This window comes from Comamonas sp. DB36 (assembly GCF_057914905.1).
Window position 1 is genome coordinate 2301770 of sequence record NZ_CP196631.1, and the last position, 24722, is coordinate 2326491.

Below are 24722 nucleotides of genomic sequence, written 5' to 3' on the forward strand. Positions count from 1 at the left end.
GCAAGACCTTGTTATGTTGCAGTGCAATATAGCAGTTGTCTGGCATCAAGGTGCAAGACTGTGCGACACCGACGTCCGTCATTCGGAAGAAAGCGACACAGAGACCCTTCTTGTCACATGTCCGCGCTATGGGTCTCAGCCTATGGTGCCGTTTTCCGCGCCACGCGGCTGGCGCGCGATCGCCATCACTTCGTGCGCCGGCAGGCCCTTGAGGCGGTGATCGCTCCACACCTGGCGCCAGCGGCGCGCACCCGCGAGCCCGTGGCGCAGGCCCAGCATATGGCGCGCCACGCTGTACCAGTGGGTGCCGTGCTCCAGCGCTTCGCGCTCCATGTACTCGACCATCTGCTCCTCGACGGCTTCGCGCGTCAGTTCGCTGGGCGCAGCACCATAGAACTGTGCATCCCAGCTCGCGAGCCACCAGGGGTTGTGATAGGCCTCGCGCCCGACCATCACGCCATCGACCACCTCGAGCTGCTCGGCGACGGCCGCGCTGTCCTTGAAGCCGCCGTTGATGGCAATGGTCAGCTGCGGAAAATCGCGCTTGAGCTGGGCCACGACGTCATAGCGCAGCGGCGGCACTTCGCGGTTTTCCTTGGGCGAGAGGCCCTTGAGCCAGGCATTGCGTGCGTGCACGATGAACACTTCGCAGCCGGCTTCGGCCACGGTGCCTATGAAGTCGCGCACGAAGTCATAGCTTTCGCTCTTGTCTATGCCTATGCGGTGCTTGACGGTCACGGGAATCTGCACCGCGTCGCGCATCGCCTTCACGCCTTCGGCGACCAGAGAGGCCTCGTTCATCAGACAGGCGCCAAACGCGCCGCGCTGCACGCGCTCGCTGGGGCAGCCGCAGTTGAGGTTGATCTCGTCATAGCCCCATTGCGCGCCCATCTGCGCGGCGCGCGCCAGATCCGCAGGCTCGCTGCCGCCGAGCTGCAGCGCAACGGGATGCTCCTCGCCATTGAAGCGCAGATGGCGCGGCACATCGCCGTGCAGCAAGGCGCCAGTGGTCACCATTTCCGTATACAGCAGCGTATGGCGCGTCAGCAGCCGGTGCAGATACCTGCAATGCCGGTCTGTCCAGTCCATCATGGGCGCCACGCTCATGCGCCAGTTGAGTGCAACTGCTTGATTTTCTTGAGATTTCTGCGGATTCATAGGTTTGTTTGGGGCCTGTGGCGCTGGCGGCAGCGCCGCGGACAAGGCCGATATTGTGCACACCCGAGCGCAAACCTTCAGCTCCAAGGCCTTGCCCACTCTGCGGCGCAGGCGCCTGCACAGGGTTCGGATGGATTCAATGCCCTGCGCAAACGGGGTTTACGAATGTCTGTTTTCCGATATTGTTTCAATGTAAAGCATCGTTTTTCATGTAAAAAAATGTTTGTCTCGCGGATAATTTCGCACTGAGCACCTCGTCCATATCAATCATTCGCCCGCGCCAGTGCGACCGCGTGCGCCAGCAGAAAAAATCCGATGCCTCCACGCCGTTTCCTGTCGGTCCGACTGAGGTCTGTGGCGTTCTGCGCCGCGCTGACCTGCCTTTCTGCTCATGCCACCGAACCAGCCGGGCCGCGCTTCGATATCTCGCGCTTTCAGGTCGAAGGCAATACGCTGGTCTCCAGCGAAGCCATCGCCAGTGCGCTGGCCCCGTTGACCGGCCCGCAGCGTGAATTCAGCGATATCCAGCGTGCGGTGGAAGCCGTCGAGCGCGCCTACATGCAGGCCGGCTTCACCGCGGTGAAAGTGGTGTTGCCCGAGCAGGAAATCGCCGGCGGTGCCGTGAAGATCCGCGTGGTCGAAGCCGTGGTGACTTCGGTCAAGGTCGTGGGCAACCAGCATTTCAGCGAGGAAAATATCCGCGCGAGCCTGGCGGTCCTGCAGACCGGCAGCGCGCCGCGTCTGGGGGCGCTCTCGGCGGCCATCCAGCAGGCCAACGACAATCCGGCCAAGCAGGTGTCGGTCAGCATGGCCGAAGGCGCTTTGCCAGCCACGGTGGAGGCCACGGCGTCCGTCGTCGACCATAAGCCGCTGCGCTTCATTGCCACGCTCGACAACATCGGCACCGCTGCAAGCGGCCACTGGCGCACCGGCATCGCGCTGCAGCATGCGAATCTGTTCGATCGCGATCACGTGGGCACGCTCGCGTACTCCACGTCGCCCGACGGCCCATCGGGACAGAACCTGAACGTCTACTCGGTGGGCTACCGCATGCCGCTGTATGCGCTGAACGACAGCATCGACTTCATCTATGGCCGCTCCAGCGTCAACACGCCCGCGAGCTCGCCCACGCTGGGCGGTGTGCTTGGCTTCACGGGAAAGGGCGAGACCTGGGGGCTGCGCTACAACCTCTTCCTGGGCCGCAAGGGTGAGACCGCGTCCAAGGTCGTGTTCGGCCTGGACCACAAGAAGATCGACTCGCGCTGTGATGTGAACGGCCAGCCCATCAGCGTCACGGGAGCTACGCCGCCGATCTCCTCCTGCGTGCCGTACACCACGACGCCGTTGAGCATCACCTATATAGGCCAGCGCGACGCGGTGAACCAGGCGCTGGCCTACAACCTCGGGCTGGCGCGCAACTTCGCCAGCGGTGCGCGCTACACCAATCTGGACGGCCGCACGGACCGCTACTCCTACCTGACACCGGGCAATCGCAGCACGCGCGACGGCTTCATGGTCGTGCGCGGCGGCGCCACGCTGCTGCAGGCGCTGGACAGCGGCTGGCAGATTCGCTTTGCGGGCAACGCCCAACTGACCCACACGCCGCTCGTTTCTAGCGAACAGTTGGGCCTGGTGGGCAGCAACGCGGTGCGCGGCTTCGACGAGCGCGCCGTGGCCGCGGACGGCGGCCTGGTGCTCAACGCCGAGCTTTACACGCCTGAGTTGGGCGCGCACATCAGCCTGCCGGGCACCCTGCGCGGCCTGGTGTTCTTGGATGCCGGCTATGGCAGCAACCGAAAGACGGCGGGCACCTACCTGCCGGGCCACACCAAGGTCGCCAGCACCGGTCTGGGCGCGCGCTACACGCTGAGCCGGGACTTCAGCGTCCGGCTGGATGCGGCCCGGGTGCTCGATGCCGGCAGTTCATATACCGAGAAGCGCGGCGACTGGCGCGCCCATCTGAGCGCGATGTTCGCGTTCTAAGAAAAGAGAGCTTCCCCCATGAAATCGAACAAGGCATTCCGGCTGCGCTTTCTCTCGCTGGTGGTCGCGGCGATGTGCGCCGGCGGCGCGCGCGCCCAGCTCGCCCCGGGCGCGCTGCCCACCGGTGCCACCGTGATCGGTGGCCAGGCATCGATCGTGCAAAACGGCACGACGCTCAATATCCACCAGACTTCGGCTCAGGCGCTGGTCAACTTCTCGGGCTTCAACATCGGCTCGGCTGCGCTGGTCGACATTCGCCAGCCGGGCGCGGCGGCGGCGCTGCTGGCGCGTGTGACAGGTGGCGACCCGTCGCAGATTTACGGCCAGATCACGGCCAATGGCGCGCTCTGGCTGGTCAATCCCGCTGGCATCATGGTGGGGCAGGGCGCGCGCATAGACGTAGGTGCCTTCATCGCCAGCACGCTCAATGTGAGCGACTCCGACTTCCTGGCCGGGCGCCTGAACTTCACTTCGGCCGGCAACGCCGCCGGAGTGCGCAACGCGGGCACGGTCAATGCCGGCGCGGCAGCGGGCGGGGGACGCATCTATCTGGTAGGCCAGACGGTGGAGAACGCTGGCAGCCTCAACGCCCCCAATGGCGAGGTGCTGCTGGCTGCGGGCCAGAACGTACAGCTGCTGGATACCGGCCACCCGGGCGTATCGATCGCGCTGTCCGGCGCCGGTGGCAATGCCAGGAATCTGGGCCGCATCGTGGCCGAAGCCGGCCGCATCGGGCTGGGGGGTGCGCTGGTGGCCAACGCCGGTGAAATCAGTGCCAGCAGCGCCCACAGCGTGGGCGGGCGCGTGTTCCTGCGCGCCAACGAGGTGACGACGTCAGCGGCGTCCCATATCCATGCCGATGGCTTGTCGGGTGGCAGCGTGGTGCTGGTCGGTGACACGGCCGACATTGATGGACGCATATCGGCCACGGGCAGCGCGGGCCCGGGCGGCTTTGTCGATACCTCGGGCCATGCCCGCCTCAACGTCAAGAATGCGCCGACCGTGGGCAAGGGCGGAGAATGGTTGATTGATCCCAGCAATTTGGAAGTCATTGCCGGCGCCGGCGGCGGCGCCAATGTGCAGGAAGGAATCATCGTTTCGACCGAAGCCGGCACAACCATAGGCGCCGACGTCATCACGGCCCAGCTCAACGTCGGCGCCTACGTGGTGCTGGCCACCGGTGGCAGCGGCACCGGTGAGGGCAACATCGCGGTGAATGCGGCGATCGCCAAGACCGGCGGCGAAAACGCGCAGCTCACGCTGCGTGCCCACAACGACATCGAGATCAACGCGCCCATCACCAGCAGCGCTGGTTCGTTGGGCCTGAGCCTGAAGAACAATTTCCACGGCAGCACGACCACCCCCGGCCACGCGGCCACCATCAACGCGGACATCAACCTCAACGGCGGTGCGCTGGAAGTCTCGCAAGGCGAGGCGCTGGGCAACGGAACCCTGAATATTGCGAGTGGCACCACGACGCTTCAAGGCGCTTCGCGCATTCTCGCGGCGGCGGTCAATGTCAGGAAGGATGGCCGTGTATCGATCGATTCGGCGCAGACGCTGCAGGGCGTTTGGACCAATGCCGGCGAGATAGAACTGCAGGGCGAAGGCGCACTGAACCTGGAAAACGCGGACGCGAGCCTGCTCAACACCGGGCGCCTGACCCTGTCCGGCACCAACAGTGCCGTGCTGGCCGGCGCCAGCGAAGCGTCCAACCTCACCAACAACGGCGAAATCGTCAAGACTTCGTCGGGTGCCCAGGACATCAGCAGGCTGACCAACGGCGGCGCCGGCAGCATCGTGATTGAGGCCGGGCAATTGTCGCTGTCCAGGACAACCGTGGGCGGTGCCGTGAAAGTGGCCCAGAACGCCGAGCTTGCGATAAAGGGCGCCGAACAGGGCGAACAGGGTTCCGAGCTTGCCGGTGGCGTCAACATCACCGGTGCCGGCGCCATGACATGGCGCGGTAACGTGAGGCTGCTGGGCGATGTGACGCTGGGCGCCAACGCGCCGACACTGACCATCGAACCCTCGGTCCTGACTTTCGTTGGCGGCACGAACACCCAACTCACGACGCATAACCTGATCGACATCCGCGGCGAGCTCGTGCTTGATGGCGACACGGTCTGGAACAACCACGGCCCGATCAGCGTGGGCGCTGATCAGCCTGGAGTGCTGTCCTTCAATACCAATGCCATCTTCAACAACAAGTCGAGCGGGGTGGTGGACGTAAGAAACAACTCGCGTGTCATGCTCTCGACGTTGACCACCATCAACAACGAAGCCGGCGCGCTGCTGAAGATTGCATCCTCCGAGACCAATACGTTCAGCGGCGGCTATCAGGGCCGTATCAACAACAGCGGCACCATAGAGAAGACGGGGCTGGGCACCACGCCGGCGCCTATCGTGAACCAGGCCGGCGGCTTGCTCGACATCAGAGCCGGCGTGCTGGGCGTCACATTTTCGTCCACCGACACCAACCAGGGCACGATCCGTATTGCCGAAGGCGCAACGCTGCGCAGCTACGGTCCCCAGGATCTTTACAACGCGGGCACCATACGCGGCGCGGGTACGGTTGATTTTTACGCTGCAGGGCCGACATTGGTCAACGCCTTTCCCGAAGCGCTCCAACTGGTCAACGCGGTCGTGGCGACGCCCAAGCTGGTCAACAACGGCATCGTTGCTCCGGGCGGATCGGACGAAGTGGGCACGCTGACGGTCAACGGCGGCTATGCCCAGGGAGCGCAAGGCGCTTTGAACATCCGGCTGTCGGGCGACACCGCCGACAAACTCCAGGTCACCGGCCCGGTCCAGCTGGCTGGCACGCTCAATCTGTCCACCCTGGGCGGCGGCCTGCCTGTCGATGGAGTGCAGGCCAGCGTGCTGACCGGTGACGCGGGAAGAACTGGCTCCTTCACTGTGGTGAATGCGCCCGCAATCATCACTCCTGAGCTTACCGGCAGGCTGGCAGTCGACTATCCCGCGTCGGAAACCGCCTTGGTGCAGGTCAACGCAACGACTTCCCCGACGGTCGTCACGCCAACGCCAACGCCAACGCCAACGCCAACGCCAACGCCAACGCCAACGCCAACGCCAACGCCAACGCCAACGCCAACGCCAACGCCTACGCCTACGCCTACGCCTACGCCAACGCCAACGCCAACGCCAACGCCAACGCCAACGCCAACGCCAACGCCAACGCCTACGCCTACGCCTACGCCTACGCCTACGCCAACGCCAACGCCAACGCCAACGCCAACGCCCACGCCCACGCCTACGCCTACGCCCACGCCCACGCCTACGCCCACGCCCACGCCCACGCCCACGCCCACGCCCACGCCCACGCCCACGCCCACGCCCGCCCCTACACCCACGCCCGCGCCGCCACCTACCGCAGATATCTGCACGATTGCGCCGAAGTCGGCGCTATGCCAGGTGTTGTCCCCGCCTACCGCATCGGAGCCTATAAAGCCGGTGCTACGCGCTGCAAACGAAGTGCTGTTCACCGCCATTGCAACCAGCACTCCGCCGCCGGCCCCCCCGGCCGATAAGAGCTCCCCGTCGATTGGCAACGAGGATACGAAAGCTGCGGCCGAAGCTACGGGCGCGACAAATCAAAGCGTCAAGACGACGTTCTGCAACTGAGCCAGCCCATGAAAAACCACTCCCGCGCCGCCTGCCTGCTCAGCCTTGCGCTCAGCGCAGTCATTTTTTCGCCCTTGGTCCAGGCCCAGGGCGTGGCCACCATCACCCACCTGGCCGGTCTTGTGGTCGCGCGCAGTCCGCAGGGCGCGTCCAAGCTGCTCGCCGTCGATTCGCATGTCAATCAGGGCGACACGCTGACCACTGAAGCCCGCGGCTACGCGCTGGTGAAATTCACCGACGGCGCGGAAATCATGATGAAGCCCGACTCCGTCGTGGCCGTGAACCACTTCAGCTATGACCCGGCGCAGCCGCAGCTCGACCGATTCGAGATCGGCCTGGTCCAGGGGGGCTTCGTCAGCACGCCGGGTATGCTGGGCAAGCGCAGCCCCCAGGCCAGCGTGATCAAGACTCCTTCGGGCGACCTGCAAGGCGCCGCAACACTCAATGTGATGGTGCAGCCATGAAAAATCCGCTGTTTCTGCTTACGTTGGTGTCTGCATTGACTGCGCCTGCATGGGCCCAGGTCGCTATGCCGCCGACTTCCCCTGGAGGTTTGCCTCCGGGCTTGTATGTGCAGGTGGTTGACGGTCTCATCAGTGTGACCAATCGTGCGGGCACGATGAACTTCACGGCAGGGCAGTTTGGCTATACCCCGAGCCCAACGCAGCCTCCCGCCGTCGTACCAAGGAACCCGGGTCTTCAGTTCGCATTACCCCCGTCCTTCGCCGCGCCCCCCCCAGGCAACTCGTCCAACGGAGCCACCAAAAGCAATGAAGTGATGTGCATCGTTCGGTGAGCGTGTCTGTCCGGCGAATGCATAGGCGCGCCGCTTCCGCTATTCAATTGCGTTGAGACTGCGGCGCCGGCATCGGCGCTTCAGAAAAACACTGCGCTGCACATCTATCAGGCTGACGGTCAGATGCCACAGGCACTCGCGCCCGCGGCGCACTGCGCCTCAGCGCGGCACGAATTCTATCCCTGTGCGCCGCACCAGCTCTTCATAAGTGATGGGCGCGCTGACCTTGCGCTGGGGCTCGTTGGCTTGCCAGTGCGCCCAGCTGTTGCCATTGCTCGGGTCGTATACCAGCTTGTAGAAATACTGCGGCACCTGCACCCCGCTGCGACCTATGGCGTAAGTGTCTTTCGAATAGACCGGTCCGGTGAACACATAGACGCCCGCCTGGGCGCGTTGCACATATTTGCGCGTATCTTGTTCTATGTCGTTCCAGGCACCGTTGTTGAGTTCCACGTCCTGCGGCGCCATGTTCGCCAGGCTGAAGCTCTGGGCCTTGCTCTCGACAGAGCCCATGTCGCCCGCGGGAGCCATATGACCGCGCGAATATCCCGAATCGCGATAGTCGTCGATTTCCGCGCGCTCTTCGCCGGGAAGCCGGGCTTCGGCATAGAAATGCGCGCTGCGACGCACTCCGTGTCCTTGCTGAAGGGTCGATCTGTCCAAGTGTTCGGCGACGAACACCGGCGTCTTGGTCTGGCCGCTGTGCAGCACCGCGAAGCCATCGAAGCACAGTTCACGCTGCAGCGGTGCCTTGGGAACAATCGGCGGAAGACCGGCAGGAAAGAAATGCTTGCATTGCGAAAACTCGGTGGCCACGCGCTCTGCAACCGGGAATGGCAAAAGCGGATCGGAAAATCCATGCAGTGCGAAAAAAGCCAAAGCCAGCAAGAGCCAGGAACGCTTGTGTTTGGGCAATGAGGCCGGTTGTTCGGGCATATAACTCCTTTACAGATGACGGACTGATGGATTGCAGTCTTACTGTGCATTCGTCTCGCCCGTGGTCAAGCCGGGCAGCGAAGGAACAACCTGTAGGAATTACGCCGCCAGGCGCTGAAGTTTTCGCTGGCATGATTTCCTTCATAAATCCCGCTGCGCATTGAGGAATAAAGAATTTATTCGCGACATTGGATTTTCTCGAAGTGGATGATTGTCGATGTGTGATTAATTTTTTACCGATTTTGTGCTTTGGAATATTTAATTGTTATTTTTATAGGTTTTTGTCGCGGACATAATTCTCTCGCATGCTCTGCCATGGATGCATTTGACTCGCTAGTGCTCTTATATTGTGTTTTTTGTACTTAGATGTAATAAAAAAAGGGTATTTGGATGATTGAGTGGCGCAAATGCTGGGTATTGAAGACTTATGACAAAAAGTTAATGAATGTTAATAAATGTCTTGAGAGGATTGCTCATAGAATCCTGCTATCAAAGTGAACAAAAGTTACTGCGATTAACACTTTTTTAAATATTTGTCTATAGGGCATAATCCCTATTTTTCAGCTCCCTGCAAGGTTGCCGGTGCCCACAGCGGCAGTGCCAATTTCGCTTCGTCTCTCATGAAATTCCCCCTGTTTCGAACCACAACCCGTGCGCGGTCGTTGAGTGTCTTCACGCCATGCAGATGCCGGTGACTCAGGCGCGGCAGTCCATGGGGAACTTCGAGTCAGCCATGGCCGTGTGGAAAGCACTGTTCCTGCGCGAGGCCGTGGTTCGCATGTTTGGTTCGCGGCTGGCTTGGGTCTGGCTCGTTGCCGAGCCCTTGGTCAACGTGCTGTGGCTGATTCTTATCTTTACCGGACTTCGCGTGCGCCATATCGGCGGCATTGAAACGGCGCTCTGGATAGCGATCGGCATGCTGGTGTTCATGACGTTCAAGCGCACGCTCTCACAGGTTCAGAACGGTGTCAGTGCGAACGGCGCGCTTTTTTCGTACCGGCAGGTACGGCCTGCGGACGTAGTGCTCGCGCGCGCCATGGTGGAAGGCGTCAGCATGCTGATCATCAGTAGCGTGTTGTTCTTTGTGGGTACCCTTTTTGGCTGGATGTCCTGGCCTGCGAGCGTGTTTCAGGTGCTGGAGGCTTTCACCCTGGCCTGGCTGTGTGGTCTGGGTCTGGGCATGACTTTTGCCGTGCTGATCAAGCTGGTACCCGAGATGGAACGCGTCATCAACTTCATCATGATGCCGCTCATGATGATTTCGGGTGTCGTCTTTCCTTTGTCCATGGTGCAGCCGCCGTACCTTGATTGGCTGTTGCTCAACCCTCTGGCGCATGCCATCGAAGCCGGCCGCGTAGGCTTCGCGCCTTACTACCATGCGGTGACGGGTCTTGACCTTGGCTATGCGTATTCTTGCGCGTTGGTGCTTGTCTTCACAGGGCTGGCGCTGTTCCGCCGTTTCAATGAACGGCTGGTGACGCAATGATTGAAGTGCTGGACGTACACAAGCGCTATCACACGGACCACGGCATGGGACCGTGGGTGTTGAAGGGCGTGAATCTCACGATTCCCGCTGGCTGCAGCGTCGGACTCATCGGTGGCAATGGCGCGGGCAAGTCCACGCTGCTGCGCATTGTGGGCGGCGTGGACTATCCCTCCAAAGGCGAGGTCCGCAGACATGTCAAGGTCTCCTGGCCCATGGGCTTTGGCGGCGGCCTGCAGGGCAGCATGACGGGCCGTCAAAACACCAAGTTCGTGGCCCGCATCCACGGCATGGAGCATGACATTCCACGCATTCTGCAGAGAGTGCAGGAGTTCGCCGAAATCGGTGCGTCCTTCGATGAGCCGATCAAGACCTATTCCTCCGGCATGAAGTCACGCCTGCAGTTCGCGCTGTCCCTGGCCTTCGACTTCGATGTGTACATCTCCGACGAAGTCACGGCCGCGGGCGATCGCGCCTTTCAGGCCAAGGCCGCCAAGGCTTTCAAGGACCTGATTGGCAAGGCCAGCATCGTCATGGTTTCGCACAGCGAAGGCACGTTGCGGGATTTTTGCCAGGCCGGCATCTGGCTGCACCAGGGCCAGGCGCACTGGTTTGACCAGATCGACGACGCCTTGCGCGCCTACAACGACAGTACCTCTCCCTCCCGTTCATGACCATGGTTTCTCCTATCCAACGCAGTGTTCAGTGGCTGCGACATTCCCCCTTGCGCAGTCTGACTGCCGTGGCCTGCGTCTGCAGCGCCGTCTACTGGCTTGGAATTGCTTCCGACAGGTATGTATCGGAGTCGCGTCTCATCATCCAAAGCACGAGCTTGCACAGTGGGGCATCGTTGGACCTCGGAAGCCTGATCTCGGGTGCTTCGGGGGCCAACCGTGCAGACCAGCTGCTGCTGCGCGAGCATCTGCGCTCGCCCGATATGGCCGAGATCCTGGACGCCAAGCTGGGCTTGCGTGCCCATTTCAGCTCCGAAGGGGACTGGTTTTCGCGTCTATGGGGTGCACAGGCCAGCCGCGAGGACTTCAGCGCCTATTATCTGCGCCGCGTGCAGGTCGAGTACGACGAATTTGCGGGCGTGCTGGTGCTGAAGGCCCAGGCCTACCAACCGGAGATGGCGCAGCAGATCAACCAGGCGCTGGTGCGGGAGGGGGAGCGTTTCATGAATCGCATGGCGCACGCCATTGCACAGGACCAGGTGACCTTTCTTGAAGGCCAGGTCGAAACACTGAACGCTAAAGTACAAGGCAGTCGTCAGGCTTTGCTTGACTTCCAGGAGAAAAAAGGGCTGATCTCGCCTGAAGCGGCAGCGCAGGTAATAGCCACCATCGTTGCAAGCCTTCAGGGCCAGCTCGCCGACTTGCAGGCACAGCGCAGCGCACTTCAGGCCTACCTGGTCAAAGACCACCCGAACATCGTGCTTCTTGACCAGCGCATCGCCGCGATTGAAAAGCAGATGGCCCAGGAGCAGGCAAAGCTTGCCGCTCCGGGAGGCAAGACGCTCAATCGCACTGCGGAAGCTTTTGCCCAGCTCGAGATGCAATCGCGGTTTGCGCTCGATATGTACAAGACCGCGCTGACTGCGCTGGAGCAGGGTCGTCTCGAAGCCACGCGCACGCTCAAGAAAGTCTCTGTGCTGCAGCAGCCCAACTTGCCACAGGACGCCACCGAACCCCGACGCATGTACACCAGCGGCGTGTGGATCGTCGTCATTTTGCTGCTGGCGGGCATAGCCCATCTTTTGCTGGCCATCGTGCGTGATCACAAGGATTGAAATCCTTGGTCCGTACATATTCCATATTGCCCGTGCTGGCGATGTTCATCCTGTCTCGCTCGCCTCTGAATTACCGGATTTTCTGTGTGTCTCTATCTGGCCGAAAAACGATTTTCGGGACGCAGATATCAGGAGTGCGCCAGCCGCCAATTACCTATTGCATTTATGAAGACAAGCCCTATCCCGAACGCCATTAATTTGTCAACGCCCGCGATTTCATTGCGGCATGCCTCCGCAGTGGCGATTTTGGCCGCAGCGTTGCAACCGGCATGGGCGCAATATGACGTGGGCACATCCTTGGGTCTGGGCACATCCAGCCCTTCGTTGGCATCCACGGCCCCAAACGCAGCGAAAAATACCGCCACGCATACAGCTTCGCGAGAAACACCAGCTGCAATACCTGGATTGCCATCCCCAATGCCGGTTCCCGCGCAGACTCAGGATCAGCTCGACAACCAGGCCAGCGATGTCTTCGGCGCGCAACTGTTCACGGGTGCATTCAGCCAGCCAGGCGCCACCCAGTTCAATCCTGACTACGCCATCAGCATTGGCGACCAGATTCAGGTGCGACTTTGGGGCGCGTTCACGCTGGAGGACGCGCTGACGGTGGATCCCAAAGGCAATATTTTCCTGCCCCATGCGGGACCCGTGAAACTGCAAGGCGTGCGCAATCAAGATCTGCAGTCCGCGGTGCAGAACGCGGTGCGCAAGACCTTCCGCAACAACGTCAGCAGCTACGCGAGCTTGGCCGCAGCCCAGCCGGTGCGTGTGTTTGTAGGCGGCAATGTGAACCGCCCTGGTCTTTATAACGGCACCAGCATGGACAGCGTTCTGCGCTACCTTGACATGGCGGGCGGCGTCGATCCGGAGCGTGGCTCCTACCTGCAAGTGAGCATCAAGCGCGGCCAGGCCACGAAAGCCACAGTCAATCTCTACGATTTTCTGCTCAACGGCAATATGCCCATGGTGCAGCTGGCCGATGGCGATGTGATTTTCGTGCCGCCGTACGCCAAACGCGTGAAGGTCAAGGGACTGGTCGCGAATGCCAAGCGCTTTGAATTCAATGCCGGCATGCAAACCGTGGCGCATTTCATGGAACTGGCCAAGCCGACAGCCACGGCGACCCATGTGCGTGTGGTGCGCAACACGGGCAGCATACGCAATGCCGAGTATTACCCGCTGGCCGATGCCGCGGCCGTCATGGTTGCGGACGGAGATGAACTGGAGTTCACGGCGGACAAGAAGCCCGGCACCATCACCGTGCGCGTGGAAGGCGAGCACAACAGCGCGCAGGAATATGTGCTGCCTTACGGCACGCGCATGGGAGCGCTCATGCAGCAGGTCGCCCCTACGGCGGATGCCGACACGCAAAGCGTGCAGCTGTTTCGCCAAAGCGTGAAGCAGCGCCAGAAGGAAATGCTGGCCACCAGCCTGCACAACCTCGAAATGTCATTGCTCACGGCGCGCAGCGGCAGCAGCGACGAAGCCCGGTTACGCAAGGAGGAGGCGGAACTGAGCTTGCAATGGGTTGACCGCGCCAAAAAGATCGAGCCGGTGGGCCAGGTGCAGATTTCCCAGGCCAGCCAGCGCGACGCCATGTTGCTCGAAAACGGTGACGTGATCCGAATTCCGCGCAAGGATGACCTGGTGCTTGTCAGTGGCGAAGTGCTTTTTCCGAATGCCGTGGCTTTCGAGGCCGATTTGGGTCTGGAGGATTACATCAATCGAGCTGGCGGATTTACGCAAATGGCCGATAACGCACGCGTGGTCATTGCGCGGCGAGATGGTTCCTTCGAACAGGTTGCCGCCAAGAGAATATTTGCGAGTGCAGATATTCATGCCGGTGACCAAATTCTTGTGCTGCCCAAGGTGGATGAGAAGAAGCGCCAATTTTGGAAAGATATGACCCAAATAGTTTTTCAAATTGCAGTAAGTGCAAAAGTGGTTTTGGGCCTGTGAAATGAAAGCGACGCAAATGACTATTAGAAAATATACCATTAACCATGTGATGAGTAAAAATATCGATAGCGGTATTTTTACTGCAATATTGGGGTATTTTAAAAAATATAGTCCTTCTTGGGTTGAGCATATTGAGAGCGTGAATCCGATTGATGGCGCTGATATCTATCACTACCACAGGCCTCATCTTGAGAGGAAGCTGTTGGATAACGCTGTCTGCACAGTACACCATGATCTGGATGATCCAGATGTCTGGCATTCCAGGCAAAGGTTCATTCCTCGATATGTTGAATCAGCCGCTGTCATTTGCTTAAATAGCAAACAAAAAGGCATCTTGCTGGACGATGAGGGACTGCCTGCCGGGTCGATCAATGTGGTTGCCCATGGATACAACAACGAAGTTCTTGCGTTGGCGGAAAAAAAACGCCTTCCGGGGGATAAGTTTGTAATCGGTATCGCTTCGAGGAGATATGGAAGAAGAGTGAAGGGTGAGGCTTACCTTCTCGAGTTGGTAAAGCGGTTGAATCCGGCTGGAGTGAAATTTGTCTTGGTAGGCGAAGATCGTTCAATCGATGCAATTTCACTTAGAAAGCTTGGCATTGAAGTCGATGTTTTTGAACGTCTTCCATATAGAGTGTTTCAGGGATTTTATTCGAAAATTGATGCTCTTTTAATGTGCAGTAGCCATGAAGGTGGGCCAGCGAACGTGCCGGAAGCTTTGGCCACAGGCACGCCAATATTCTCAAGTCGAGTAGGTATGTCATTGGATTTCATCAAGCATAAAGAAAATGGATTTTTTTTGAGTTTGGATCCGGATCTGGATGCTGCGGACATCAACGAAATTCTTGATGATCGTTCTGCTTTCTCAGGCGTTGAAGCAAATTGCAGGGCGTCAGCATTTTCCATACCCACTTGGCAAGATTCAGTTGCTGGTAATCTGAGCGTCTATTCAAAAATAATTGGTGCCGATATATGCTCCCCGTCATTTATTGACGTGTCAGAAGATGAATTTGCTGTTTTTTCGGGTGTAGGAGTGTGAAATGACGAAGAAATACAATATATTGGTTCCTGATGACCTGCATATAAACCAGAGGAATTTCACTTCTTTTTTTAAGTTTGTTGAAAAATCTGGTGCGTCCGTTAAGTTTGTCAAAGGCAGGCGTGACTGGATATGTCTTTTTGGAAACTATGAGGAAAAGTCGCAGGAGTTGAACGAGTTTGCCCGTGTCCTCTCTCATTTGGATCAGGAAACACTTTTTAATTACTCCATAAAGGGGGTTAATCTATTCAAGATATCTCGCGCAGAGATCTTGTCAAAAGTTATTGTTGGGCCATCATGGTTCAATGAGCCTCTTCCGTTGAAGTCGGAGGAGATTTTTCACAAGATGTTGATGCTGAATAAACAGGTGCTGATGCAGTGCTTGGCCGCCGCATGGGAATGGTTGGATTTTTGGTCAAAGTTTTTAGCCGATGAGAAGGAATTTACGCACTGCTGCGTTTTTTCTGGCTCGTTGATTTACCAAAGATCGTTGGTTGAGTTATTACGCTATACACCGACAAAAGTTCTTCATATGGAATCATTTTTTACTGGAAATGATTACTATTGTGAGGAGAAGTATGGGCCCATTGCAAACAACTGCGATATTCGGCATCAAGCTGTTTTCGAATCTCTCAGCCCTGCAATGTTGGCTAACGATTTGGATAGAGACAGGATGAAGGCCATCAACAAGGTGGTCCTGGCAAAAAACAAGAATGTAGTGCAGCCGGATTTCGGAGAGGACGTGATATTTTCTTTGCCGGGGAAAGTTGTTGTCGTATTAGGGCAGGTTGTCAATGACTTTTCTTTGCTCGAATATAAGAACCTGGGGATTTCCTCTATCTCCTTTTATAAAGAAATAATATTGGGGTTGGTTCGTGGCGGATTCAATGTTGTATTCAAGTCGCATCCTTGGGAGGAGAGGAAAACAAATATTGAAAAATCTCTTACAAAAGATGTCTTGAATGACTACGTTGCTGGATTTTCTCCCGAGGAAAGAGAGAGGATAAAAATTGTTGATCATTACCCCATAGATCGACTCTTTTCGATGTCAAGCTTTGTTGTAGGACTGAATTCTCAAAGTTTGATTGAGGCAGCATTTCACGGGTTGAAGCCGGTCCAGTTTGGTAATGCATTTTTCGGTGGCAAGGGGTTTACCAGTGATTATTCCTTCACTTCTTGCAAGCGTTTTCTGGCAGATATTGATTCGGGGTGCGTCAGTGGTTCTTTGAATTTGGATGAGTTTGCTGCTTTCGAGGAGTTTTTGAGAAGGCTAATGCAAGGGCAGTTGGTTTCTGTTCATGATTCTGGCGTTGCAAGACTGAACTCAATATTTGAGGCGAATCCGACAATTGGCTTGGCAAAAAACACATCAAAAACTGTTGGATCGCATGCCGATGATAGCCAAAGCCTTGAGAAATCCAGTAAAAATATTGCTGTTGAAAGTCAGAATATTGATGAGAAAAGTATTCCTGTCAAAGATTATTCGTCTGAAGTTATAACGCTGGGTAATGCGGTGGGAGATTTGGGGCGAGTTGGCTCTGTCAGGAGAAAGTTCAAGAAGTTCATGCTGAATCCGCGAAAATTTTGTGCTGATTCACATGTTGTTCCCATACGAGCTTTGAGGCATTTCTTTCCTGCAAAATCTTGATGGAATAAAAGATGGATTTGAAGTCGGTAGTGCAAGCGCACGAGAAGGAATTCAAGGGTAAGAAGTACTTGTTTATACCCAGGGAAGGTTGTGATCGCATTCTGATATTGTTAAGTGCGCATAATCAAGGAGATAAATATTTTCTTCTTAGGTCATTTGTTGAAAAAAGTAAATATAACCTGCTATTCATTACTGATCCAGGGAATAGCTGGTATCTGAATGAAGATTTTGGCGCCTCATATGTTGAGCTTATAAGAACAGTTCTTCTGGATTTTGATGCCGAGAAGTCTTATATTTTTGGCTCATCTATGGCTGGTTATGCAGCAATAAATTTTGCTGTGCAACTCGGTATTCATGCCTTGATTTGCAATCCTCAAGTCGATTTGAACTTGACTCTGGATTATGGTTGGTATGAGTTGAATAAAAACATAGCGAAGCTAACTTCCAAGCGATTGAATGCTGATTTAGGGAAGTTGCTCAATGAGTCAAGGCATGACAAAGTCATGTGCATTGTGCATGGGCATGCACCCATAGATGTTGCAAATGTTGAACTGATATTAGGGTCTGCGGCCCCGATCAGGAAACTGCTCGTTTATACCCTGGATACTGATGACCACTCAATGCCTTTTGGACGAGATGTTGACAAGGTCTATAAAGCATTGGATTTGATTGATAATTTTCATGATTTTAATGTTCATGTAGAAGATCAGAATTCTCAGATAGCTGTTCTCAGGGAAAACAGAAAAAAATCTGTGGCGAAAAATAACATATATCACAGCAGAAGCTTATCAGGCGTGCATTTTGAGGATATCTCCTGGGTAAAAAGATATGCGGTGAATGACCCGGGGGTTTATTTTTGCAATGATGTGGGGTTCTACAATTCAAAAGGAATATTGTCAGGGTGCCTTTTGTCCTTTGATGGCGATGATTTTACTTGCATTACAAATCATGCGGATTCAATGAAAAAATCTGCTTCACTGGGTTTGTCTGTGATTGAGGCGCTGGAGATTAATAACGGAGATGGAATTTTCCAGAACGCTTGGGCCAGGGTTCCGGAAGGCGGTTCATTGACTGCCTTGAATGAAGGTTTGTTTTTGGCTGAATTCGAATCTTCCAAAAATTGTTATTTGAATTGGGAATTGATCAAAGAGTTTTCTGCAGATGTCAAAGAGGGTATGTATGTGTCGTGCCTTGTTGATGTTGAGCTCTCTGGCGGAAAAATAACGTTGAGTCTTGGTGGGTATGGTAATGCTGGATATTATCAGGTAAATAAAGTTATTGATGCCAGTGGTTGTTATGGCTTGACGTTTCATATTTCAAATATTTTGCCGCAGCACCGAGATGCACTTTTTGCCAGAGTGTATTTTTACCCTGATGGCGTCAGTAAAGAAGTTAAATTGAATAGATTTTCGGCAATTCTGGGGTGCTACCCTGATGTTTCATTTTGGAGTTTCCGTGATGCTTAATTTGTCGAATGATCGAGGCTTTTGCTTGTTTGGTGGGATCAATGTCATTGAGGACTATGACTTTGCCTTGCGTTGCGCTGCTCACTACGTCAGAGTGACAGATAAGTTGAAGATTCCTTTTGTGTTCAAGGCCAGTTTTGATAAAGCCAACCGATCTTCAATCCATTCCTATCGAGGCCCAGGTCTGGAAGAGGGACTCCGAATTCTGGAGGCAGTGAAGAAGGAATTTGGCGTTTTGATCATCACTGATGTGCACGAGCCTTGGCAGGCTGCGCCTGTTGCCGAAGTAGTTGATGTATTACAGCTTCCCGCATTTTTGGCGCGTCAGACCGATCTGGTGGTAGCCATGGCAAGGACAGGCAAGTACATAAATATCAAGAAGCCCCAGTTCTTGAGCCCTTCGCAGGTTGCCAACATCGTTGAAAAATTCAAGGAAGCAGGCAATGACCAGTTGATGCTATGCGATCGGGGTACATGTTTCGGTTACGATAACCTGGTGGTTGATATGCTGGGTTTTGGCGTGATGAAGAAGGTCACCAACAATCTACCTATCATTTTTGACGTTACGCATGCACTGCAGAACCGTGATCCCTTGGCAGGAGCTTCTGGAGGACGTCGTCAGCAGATTGTGGAGCTTGCGCGCGCGGGCATGGCAACAAAATTGGCTGGGCTGTTTTTGGAGGCTCATCCTGACCCCAGCAACGCCAAGTGCGATGGCCCCAGCGCCTTGCCTTTGGATAAATTGGAGCCATTCTTGGTTCAAATCAAAGCAGTCGACGAGCTTGTGAAGTCGTTTGAACCATTGGTTATCGACTGAAGATCATTTGAAATACATTCCAACGAAAAATTTGCTGCTTGTAGTGCCAATGAGAACTGCTCATGTGCGCGCGCTGCGAAGATGTGTGGCCTGGAGCAAGCGTATGTTGGCCTTGTACAAGAATGATTGCGCAGCCAAGGAAAATTTAAAATGGCGATAAATATGCGAAGCACCTGTGATGCACTGGCAATAGGATTGGAAACGCTCGATGTGGAAATCGAGGCGTTGCAGCGCATGCGGTCGCGCATGGGGCAGGATTTCAATGATGCCGTAGATATTATCCTGGCCATGCAAGGACGATTGGTTATCGTCGGCATGGGAAAATCGGGAATTATTGGAAAAAAAATCGCTGCTACATTGGCTTCAACTGGAACACCATCTTTTTTTGTGCATCCAGGTGAAGCATTTCACGGCGATCTGGGAATGATAAGGCCTATAGATGTTTTGCTGCTGATTTCGAATTCGGGTGAGACCGAAGAGGTGTTGCGCATATTGCCTTTTCTTCAGCATCAACAAAACAAGATAATTTCGTTCACCGGAAAGCCGGGCTCAACGCTTGCGCTGCATTCACATGTCGTGCTGGATGTGGGAGTGGAGCGCGAGGCCTGCAAGAACAATCTGGCGCCTACCAGTTCCACAACCAATACTTTGGTGATGGGCGATGCACTGGCCGTTGCGCTGACCGTAAAGCGTGATTTCCAACCGGCAGACTTCGCGCGGTTTCACCCCGGCGGCAGCCTGGGGCGAAAACTGCTTACGCGGGTAAGTGACGTGATGCACAAGGGCACATTGCCAATTTGTGCGCCGGATGCTTCTTTTCGCGATGTGGTGAACTCGATCACTTATGGTCGTCTGGGCTTGACGCTGGTCATGGAAGGGCAGGAACTTAAAGGGATCATCACCGATGGTGATTTGCGCCGTGCTTTTGAAGCGCAGGACGATCCCAAGCTTGTGCAGGCTGCGGAAATGATGTCTTCAAATCCCCTGACTATCGCTCCAGATACACGATTTTCCGACGCCGAAGCATACATGCGTGAGAAGGAAGTCGGCGCTCTGGTCGTCAAAGATGCCGCAGGTGTGGTGGTTGGAGTACTGCAAATATACGGACTCAAGCAGGAAACCGCATTGGTCTGATATGCGAATTGGAATTCTGTCTTCCGGCATTGGCCGTATCCCTTTTCTTTCGTCTTTTATTGGGGCAGACGTGCACCGACTGCGCTGGTTCACCGCGCAGGTGGATGCGGTCGCCGGTTGGGGCCTGCGACCCAGCACGCGCAAGGCGGTTGCCTATGCCGCGAGGCACGGTCTGCCGTATGTGGCGCTCGAGGATGGATTTCTGCGATCGTTCGGCACGGGCGAGCATTTTGCGCCGGTCGCGCTGGTGTCGGATGACGAAGGCATCTATTACGACTGCACCAGGGTCAGTGCATTGGAAAGACTGCTCAACAAGACAGATGATTTGTTTTTGCCCGACGCTTTGGCTCGCACCCGGCTGCTTGAGTGCGCGTTGAGCAAATACAACCATGCGCCGTCGCTCCCTGCCAATGCGCTTCGTGCGCGGGATATTGCGCGGATACTGGTTGTTGACCAGACTGTCGGCGACATGAGCGTGGAGTTGGGAGGTGCCGATGCCCAGACTTTTCAAGAAATGCTCGCCGCCGCGCGCAAGGAAAATCCCAGCGCAACCGTCTATGTAAAGACTCATCCCGAGGTGACATCAGGCCGCAAAGGCGGCTATCTGACGGCCGTTCGGGAAGATGCGCAGACCGTAGTACTGCGCGACGCGGTCAATCCGCTGAGCCTGATAGAGCAGATGGATCGGGTCTATGTGGTCACCTCCACCATGGGCTTCGAGGCCTTGCTGGCAGGCAAGCCCGTGACTTGCTTTGGCGTTCCCTGGTATGCGGGCTGGGGAGTCACCGATGACAGGCAAGCGGATCATCCGGCGATAGCCAGGCGCATGTGCGCTCGCTCGGTCGACGAGTTGTTTGCTGCTGCCTACATCCAGTACACGCGCTACCTCAACCCCGAAACGCGCGAGCGCGGCAGTATCTGGGACGCCTTGCGTTGGCTTGCGCTGCAGCGCGAGGTGGCACAACGCTTTCCTGCGCGCATGATCTGTGTGGGCTTTCGCCGCTGGAAAGCCGCCAACCTGCAGCCCATGCTCTCGCTGTTTCCGGGCAAGGTGCTGTTCGTGAAAGATGCCAAGGCGGCAGCCGCGCTGCAGCCTCAAGGGGCGGATTGTCTCGTCTGCTGGGGCCTCGTGGCGCCGCCGGGCGTGGAGCGACTGGCGAGTGAGCAAGGCATACGCATGCTGCGCATGGAAGACGGTTTCGTGCGCTCCGTGGGGCTGGGTTCCGACCTGATTCCACCGCAGTCCTTCGTGCTCGATGCCAAGGGGCTCTACTTCGATCCGGCCGGCCCCTCCGAACTGGAAGACATTCTCAACGGCCGGGAGTTCACTGCAGAAGATCTGTGCCGCGCAGCCAAGGTGCGCGAGACCATCGTGGCGCATGGCATCACCAAGTACAACCTGGAGTCGGTGGTTGCCGTGCAGTGGCCTGGCGTCGCTCACGGCCAGCAGGTGGTGCTGGTGCCTGGCCAGGTCGAAGATGACGCGTCCATCCGTTTTGGCTGCGATACGGCGAGCGGCGTGCACACGAACCTGGGCCTGCTGCAGGCCGCGCGCACGGCCTATCCGCAGGCATTCATTGTCTACAAGCCACACCCCGATGTGACCAGCGGCAATCGCCGCGGCAAGGTCGCACTGGCCCAGGTGCGGCAATGGGCAGACCATGTCGAGCTGCAGTCGTCGGTCGTCAGCTGTATCGATGCCTGCGATGTGGTGGTCACCATGACGTCGCTGACGGGTTTTGACGCCTTGCTGCGCGGCAAGACCGTGGTGGTGCATGGCCGGCCGTTCTACGCGGGCTGGGGTCTGACCGACGACATGCTGGCCACGCCGCGCCGCGAGCGGGCGCTGACGCTGGATGCACTGGTCGCTGGAGCACTGCTGCACTATCCCCTCTACTGGGACCCCGTGCTCAACGGCTACACCACCTGCGAAGCGGTATTGCGACGCCTTGTCGAGGAGCGCACGCACAAGGAAGCGCAAGGCAATCTGCAGCGGATGAAACGGGGCTATGTGGTCAGGCAAGTCAGGAAGATACGCGTACTGCTGCGGTCCTGGTCGAACGGGCATTCAGCGAAGCCGCTGTCGGCGCTGGGCAGGCTCTCCAGTTGGCCGCCGCCCTTCGGAAGGGACGGACCATGAGTACCATGGCTTCTCCTTTTTCAGGAAAACGCGTGCTGTTGCTGCAAGGCCCTGTCGGGCCCTTTTTCAGCAACCTCGCCCACGACCTGCGCCATGCGGGTGCCGAGGTGTTCAAGGTCAACTTCAACGCCGGTGACTGGCTGTTCTATCCCCGCGACGCCCATGGTTTCAAAGGCAGCCTGCAGGAGTGGCACCGTGAGCTGCCCGAACTGCTGCACAGACACCGCATCGACGCCGTGCTGTTGTTTGGCGACTGCCGGCCTGTCCACGCCAAGGTGCGGGCGCTGGCCGAGCGCCTGGGAATTGCGGTCGGGGTCTTCGAAGAGGGCTATCTGCGACCCGACTACGTGACTTTCGAGCCGGTGGGCGTCAACGGCCATTCGGTATTTCACCAGGATCTCGGCGACTGGCTCAGACAGGCCGCGCTGGACGGCCCGCAGGCGGCCAACGCCGATGTGGCCGAAGAATCCTCTGCGTCTGGCAATGCGCCGGCCACGCCCGCTGGCGCCAAGATGCCAGAGCAGCAGGCGGTGGGCAACTGCTACTGGAACGGCGCGCGCTGGGGCATGCTGTACTTTTTCGCATCGTGGGCGGGCTACGTTTTCTGGAACAACGCGCTGCACCACAGGCCGTTGACCATCTGGGATGGGCTCTGGTGGCTGTTGTCTTTCGCGCGCAAGGCCTATTTCCGCTGGGCGGAAAAGGGCGTGCAGGAAAAGCTCGAAGGCGAGCTGCGCCAGAAGTTCTTTCTGATCCCTCTGCAGGTCCACAACGATGCGCAAATCACGGTGCATTCCGACTATGAGTCGGTGTGCGGATTCATCGACCATGTGATGCGTTCGTTCGCGGCGGCGTTGCTGCGTGAGAACCAGCCTGATAAACAATTGCCGTTGAACGCGGAGTCTGTACAGGGTGATGTGCTGGTGTTCAAGCACCACCCCATGGATCGTGGCCACCGCAACTACGCCAGGGCCGTGCGCCTGCTGACCAGGCGCCATGGCTTGCAGGGGCGGGTGCTCTATATCCACGACCAGCATCTGCCCAGCCTGCTCAAGGCCTGCAAGGGCGTGGTGCTGGTCAACAGCACCACAGGGCTTTCGGCGCTGGGCCATGGCGCGCCGGTCAAGGTCTGCGGTTCGGCGTTGTACGACGTGCCGGGCATTACCTACCAGGGACGCTTGAACGATTTTTGGTTTGAAGCACGCAGCGCGCTGCCCTGCGTGCAGATGCTGCAGCGCTTCAAGGCCGCGCTGGTGACGCGTACGCAGCTCAACGGCAGTTTCTACCGCAAGCTGCCCGGCGTGGCGTGGCGCTGCGGCGTTCGACTTCAGGGACTGATGGCCCAGCGGCTGTGGCCCGAGCCCGCGATGGCGGCCGTTCCCGAGAGCCTGCCCAAGGTCGCGGCCAACCAGTCGGTTGCGCCTCTCGCCCCCTCTGGGCGATCTGAAGCCTGCGCAGGCAAGGGCTGGGCGCCGTGAGCGGTCATGATGAATTCGCGGCGGCGCGCGCGCCGAGGCTGGTGGTGTTCGTTGGCGGCTTCGACCCGCGTGGTGCTCGCCACTACTACCGCTTGTTCTGCGAGCATGCAGCGCTGCAGGCCAAGGTCGATCAGCAGGCGTATGCGGTGGGTCCCCGACAAGCGCTGGATGTCGGTGGCCATCGCCATGCGCAGTGGCGTTTCAGCGGCGAGGAAGGCGGCGGCGACTACGTTTTCTTCGACTGGAGCGATGCGGTGCGCGCGCACTGGCCGCGGTCCTGGTGGCCGGTCGCGGCGCAGGCCTGCGTTACCTATGCCGTAGCGCTCAAGGATTGGCGCGTGTTGCGTGCGGTGCAGCGCCAGGCGTCCAACACGCTGCTGTCCTTCGCCTATCCGCTGGTGTATATCGTGCTGGCGCTCGCGGCGGCGGTGGGCGGCTTCGCGCTGGGTTGGCGCCTGAGCGAGGGCCTGGCTTCATGGGTAAGCTGGGCCATGCCGGCGGCAATGTCCGCTGCCGTGCTGTGGGGCAGCGCGGCGCTCGACAAGCGGCTGCATGTCAGTTGGCTGCTGAGGATTCTCAACTTCGCCAACCACAGCAGTCAATCGGACTGCCCGGTGCTGGCGCAGCGCACCTGCGCCATGGCCGACTGGATACAGGCGCAGGCCGCGCGCCAAAGCAAGCTCGAAGTGGTGGTGCTGGGCTTCAGCGTGGGCAGTGTGCAGGCGCTGCACCTGGTGGAGGCCTTGCGCCAGCGCCTTCCCGCGCAGCAGACTGCGGCGCAAGGCGAGCCGACCTCGGTGACCTTGCTGACATTGGGAAACTGCATTCCGCTGTTCAGCTTGATGCGCAAGGCCCAGGCCTTGCGTGCGACCTTGAACGATGTGGCGGCGGACAGCAGGGTGTATTGGGCCGATGTCTCTTCGCCTGGCGACAGCGTCAGTTTCGGCATGTGCGACCTGATGCCGCTGGCGATGCGCGGCGCGCCGCCACCGGCGCAGGCCTACGTCAATCCTCGCCATATGTGCAGCCCGCGGTTTCACAAGCTTTTCGAACCCGAGACCTACAGGCGCATGCGGCGCAATAAGATGCGCATGCATTTCCAGTACCTGATGGCTTCCGAAAAGCGTGGCGCATACAATTTTTTTGCCATGCTCACAGCGCCCGGCGCTGTGCGTGCATTTGTTGAGAAGTATCTGGTCCGATGAGTCTTTTTTGCCCCGCCTATCCCAAACCCCGGCCTGAAAAAGCTTC

17 protein-coding genes are annotated in these 24722 nt (G+C 57.6%); 15 read left to right on the forward strand and 2 right to left on the reverse strand.

Annotation, left to right across the window (positions count from 1 at the left end):
* Positions 1-135 precede the first annotated feature (135 nt).
* The gene (gene dusA, locus ACSVDO_RS10625) at positions 136-1107 is read right to left on the reverse strand and encodes a tRNA dihydrouridine(20/20a) synthase DusA (protein WP_489592000.1); all 972 of its coding nucleotides are present in this window, start codon (positions 1105-1107) and stop codon (positions 136-138) included.
* A gap of 366 nt (positions 1108-1473) precedes the next feature.
* Here dusA and ACSVDO_RS10630 point away from each other — a divergent pair, with 366 nt between their 5' ends.
* The 3 genes from ACSVDO_RS10630 to ACSVDO_RS10640 are packed head-to-tail and all read left to right on the forward strand — an operon-like array spanning position 1474 to position 7250.
* Complete coding sequence (locus ACSVDO_RS10630) at positions 1474-3141, forward strand: ShlB/FhaC/HecB family hemolysin secretion/activation protein (RefSeq protein ID WP_489592002.1); 1668 nt, start codon at positions 1474-1476, stop codon at positions 3139-3141.
* Between the two features lie 18 nt (positions 3142-3159).
* Positions 3160-6786, forward strand: coding sequence for a two-partner secretion domain-containing protein (locus ACSVDO_RS10635; protein ID WP_489592004.1), 3627 nt, complete (start codon positions 3160-3162; stop codon positions 6784-6786).
* 8 nt (positions 6787-6794) lie between these two features.
* Positions 6795-7250, forward strand: a complete 456-nt coding sequence (locus ACSVDO_RS10640; RefSeq protein WP_489592006.1) for a FecR family protein — start codon at positions 6795-6797, stop codon at positions 7248-7250.
* 491 nt (positions 7251-7741) lie between these two features.
* Here ACSVDO_RS10640 and ACSVDO_RS10645 read toward each other — a convergent pair whose 3' ends face one another.
* Positions 7742-8398: a DNA/RNA non-specific endonuclease gene (locus ACSVDO_RS10645; RefSeq protein ID WP_442881607.1), complete on the reverse strand. Its 657-nt coding sequence runs from the start codon at positions 8396-8398 to the stop codon at positions 7742-7744.
* A gap of 799 nt (positions 8399-9197) precedes the next feature.
* Between ACSVDO_RS10645 and ACSVDO_RS10650 the strand changes: the two genes are divergently transcribed.
* The 12 genes from ACSVDO_RS10650 to ACSVDO_RS10705 all read left to right on the forward strand — a co-directional run bounded on the left by ACSVDO_RS10650 (position 9198) and on the right by ACSVDO_RS10705 (position 24676).
* Positions 9198-10004 carry an ABC transporter permease gene (locus ACSVDO_RS10650; RefSeq protein ID WP_489592008.1) on the forward strand — a complete coding sequence of 269 codons (807 nt, stop codon included), beginning with the start codon at positions 9198-9200 and terminating at the stop codon, positions 10002-10004.
* A complete protein-coding gene (locus ACSVDO_RS10655; protein ID WP_489592010.1) occupies positions 10001-10675 on the forward strand; it encodes an ABC transporter ATP-binding protein in 675 nt (224 codons plus the stop codon). The genes ACSVDO_RS10650 and ACSVDO_RS10655 overlap by 4 nt, the downstream gene beginning before the upstream one ends.
* Positions 10672-11790: a KpsE/RkpR family capsule polysaccharide export protein gene (locus ACSVDO_RS10660; protein ID WP_489592012.1), complete on the forward strand. Its 1119-nt coding sequence runs from the start codon at positions 10672-10674 to the stop codon at positions 11788-11790. Before ACSVDO_RS10655 ends, ACSVDO_RS10660 begins: the two co-directional genes overlap by 4 nt.
* A 417-nt stretch (positions 11791-12207) precedes the next feature.
* A complete protein-coding gene (locus ACSVDO_RS10665; protein ID WP_489596387.1) occupies positions 12208-13749 on the forward strand; it encodes a polysaccharide biosynthesis/export family protein in 1542 nt (513 codons plus the stop codon).
* A 16-nt stretch (positions 13750-13765) separates the two neighbouring features.
* Entirely contained in the window at positions 13766-14788 is a 1023-nt protein-coding gene (locus ACSVDO_RS10670) for a glycosyltransferase family 4 protein (RefSeq protein ID WP_489592013.1), read from the forward strand.
* 1 nt (position 14789) lies between these two features.
* On the forward strand, positions 14790-16436 hold the full coding sequence (locus ACSVDO_RS10675; RefSeq protein WP_489592014.1) for a capsular polysaccharide export protein, LipB/KpsS family: 1647 nt from the start codon (positions 14790-14792) through the stop codon (positions 16434-16436).
* An 11-nt stretch (positions 16437-16447) separates the two neighbouring features.
* Positions 16448-17902 (forward strand): hypothetical protein, encoded by a 1455-nt coding sequence (locus ACSVDO_RS10680; RefSeq protein ID WP_489592015.1) that lies wholly within the window; start codon positions 16448-16450, stop codon positions 17900-17902.
* Positions 17895-18719, forward strand: a complete 825-nt coding sequence (gene kdsA / locus ACSVDO_RS10685) for a 3-deoxy-8-phosphooctulonate synthase (protein WP_489596388.1) — start codon at positions 17895-17897, stop codon at positions 18717-18719. The genes ACSVDO_RS10680 and kdsA overlap by 8 nt, the downstream gene beginning before the upstream one ends.
* A 150-nt stretch (positions 18720-18869) precedes the next feature.
* Complete coding sequence (locus ACSVDO_RS10690) at positions 18870-19853, forward strand: KpsF/GutQ family sugar-phosphate isomerase (protein WP_489592016.1); 984 nt, start codon at positions 18870-18872, stop codon at positions 19851-19853.
* A 70-nt stretch (positions 19854-19923) separates the two neighbouring features.
* Positions 19924-21993 carry a capsule polysaccharide biogenesis protein gene (locus ACSVDO_RS10695; protein ID WP_489592017.1) on the forward strand — a complete coding sequence of 690 codons (2070 nt, stop codon included), beginning with the start codon at positions 19924-19926 and terminating at the stop codon, positions 21991-21993.
* On the forward strand, positions 21990-23471 hold the full coding sequence (locus ACSVDO_RS10700; RefSeq protein ID WP_489592018.1) for a capsule polysaccharide biogenesis protein: 1482 nt from the start codon (positions 21990-21992) through the stop codon (positions 23469-23471). The genes ACSVDO_RS10695 and ACSVDO_RS10700 overlap by 4 nt, the downstream gene beginning before the upstream one ends.
* Positions 23468-24676: a hypothetical protein gene (locus ACSVDO_RS10705; protein ID WP_489592019.1), complete on the forward strand. Its 1209-nt coding sequence runs from the start codon at positions 23468-23470 to the stop codon at positions 24674-24676. Before ACSVDO_RS10700 ends, ACSVDO_RS10705 begins: the two co-directional genes overlap by 4 nt.
* Positions 24677-24722 lie beyond the last annotated feature (46 nt).

Coding starts and splice junctions, on each gene's coding strand:
- dusA (WP_489592000.1), bottom strand. CDS start 1,107: ATGAGCGTGGCGCCCATGATGGACTGGACAGACCGGCATTGCAGGTAT.
- ACSVDO_RS10630 (WP_489592002.1), top strand. CDS start 1,474: ATGCCTCCACGCCGTTTCCTGTCGGTCCGACTGAGGTCTGTGGCGTTC.
- ACSVDO_RS10635 (WP_489592004.1), top strand. CDS start 3,160: ATGAAATCGAACAAGGCATTCCGGCTGCGCTTTCTCTCGCTGGTGGTC.
- ACSVDO_RS10640 (WP_489592006.1), top strand. CDS start 6,795: ATGAAAAACCACTCCCGCGCCGCCTGCCTGCTCAGCCTTGCGCTCAGC.
- ACSVDO_RS10650 (WP_489592008.1), top strand. CDS start 9,198: ATGCAGATGCCGGTGACTCAGGCGCGGCAGTCCATGGGGAACTTCGAG.
- ACSVDO_RS10655 (WP_489592010.1), top strand. CDS start 10,001: ATGATTGAAGTGCTGGACGTACACAAGCGCTATCACACGGACCACGGC.
- ACSVDO_RS10660 (WP_489592012.1), top strand. CDS start 10,672: ATGACCATGGTTTCTCCTATCCAACGCAGTGTTCAGTGGCTGCGACAT.
- ACSVDO_RS10665 (WP_489596387.1), top strand. CDS start 12,208: ATGCCGGTTCCCGCGCAGACTCAGGATCAGCTCGACAACCAGGCCAGC.
- ACSVDO_RS10670 (WP_489592013.1), top strand. CDS start 13,766: ATGACTATTAGAAAATATACCATTAACCATGTGATGAGTAAAAATATC.
- ACSVDO_RS10675 (WP_489592014.1), top strand. CDS start 14,790: ATGACGAAGAAATACAATATATTGGTTCCTGATGACCTGCATATAAAC.
- ACSVDO_RS10680 (WP_489592015.1), top strand. CDS start 16,448: ATGGATTTGAAGTCGGTAGTGCAAGCGCACGAGAAGGAATTCAAGGGT.
- kdsA (WP_489596388.1), top strand. CDS start 17,895: ATGCTTAATTTGTCGAATGATCGAGGCTTTTGCTTGTTTGGTGGGATC.
- ACSVDO_RS10690 (WP_489592016.1), top strand. CDS start 18,870: ATGGCGATAAATATGCGAAGCACCTGTGATGCACTGGCAATAGGATTG.
- ACSVDO_RS10700 (WP_489592018.1), top strand. CDS start 21,990: ATGAGTACCATGGCTTCTCCTTTTTCAGGAAAACGCGTGCTGTTGCTG.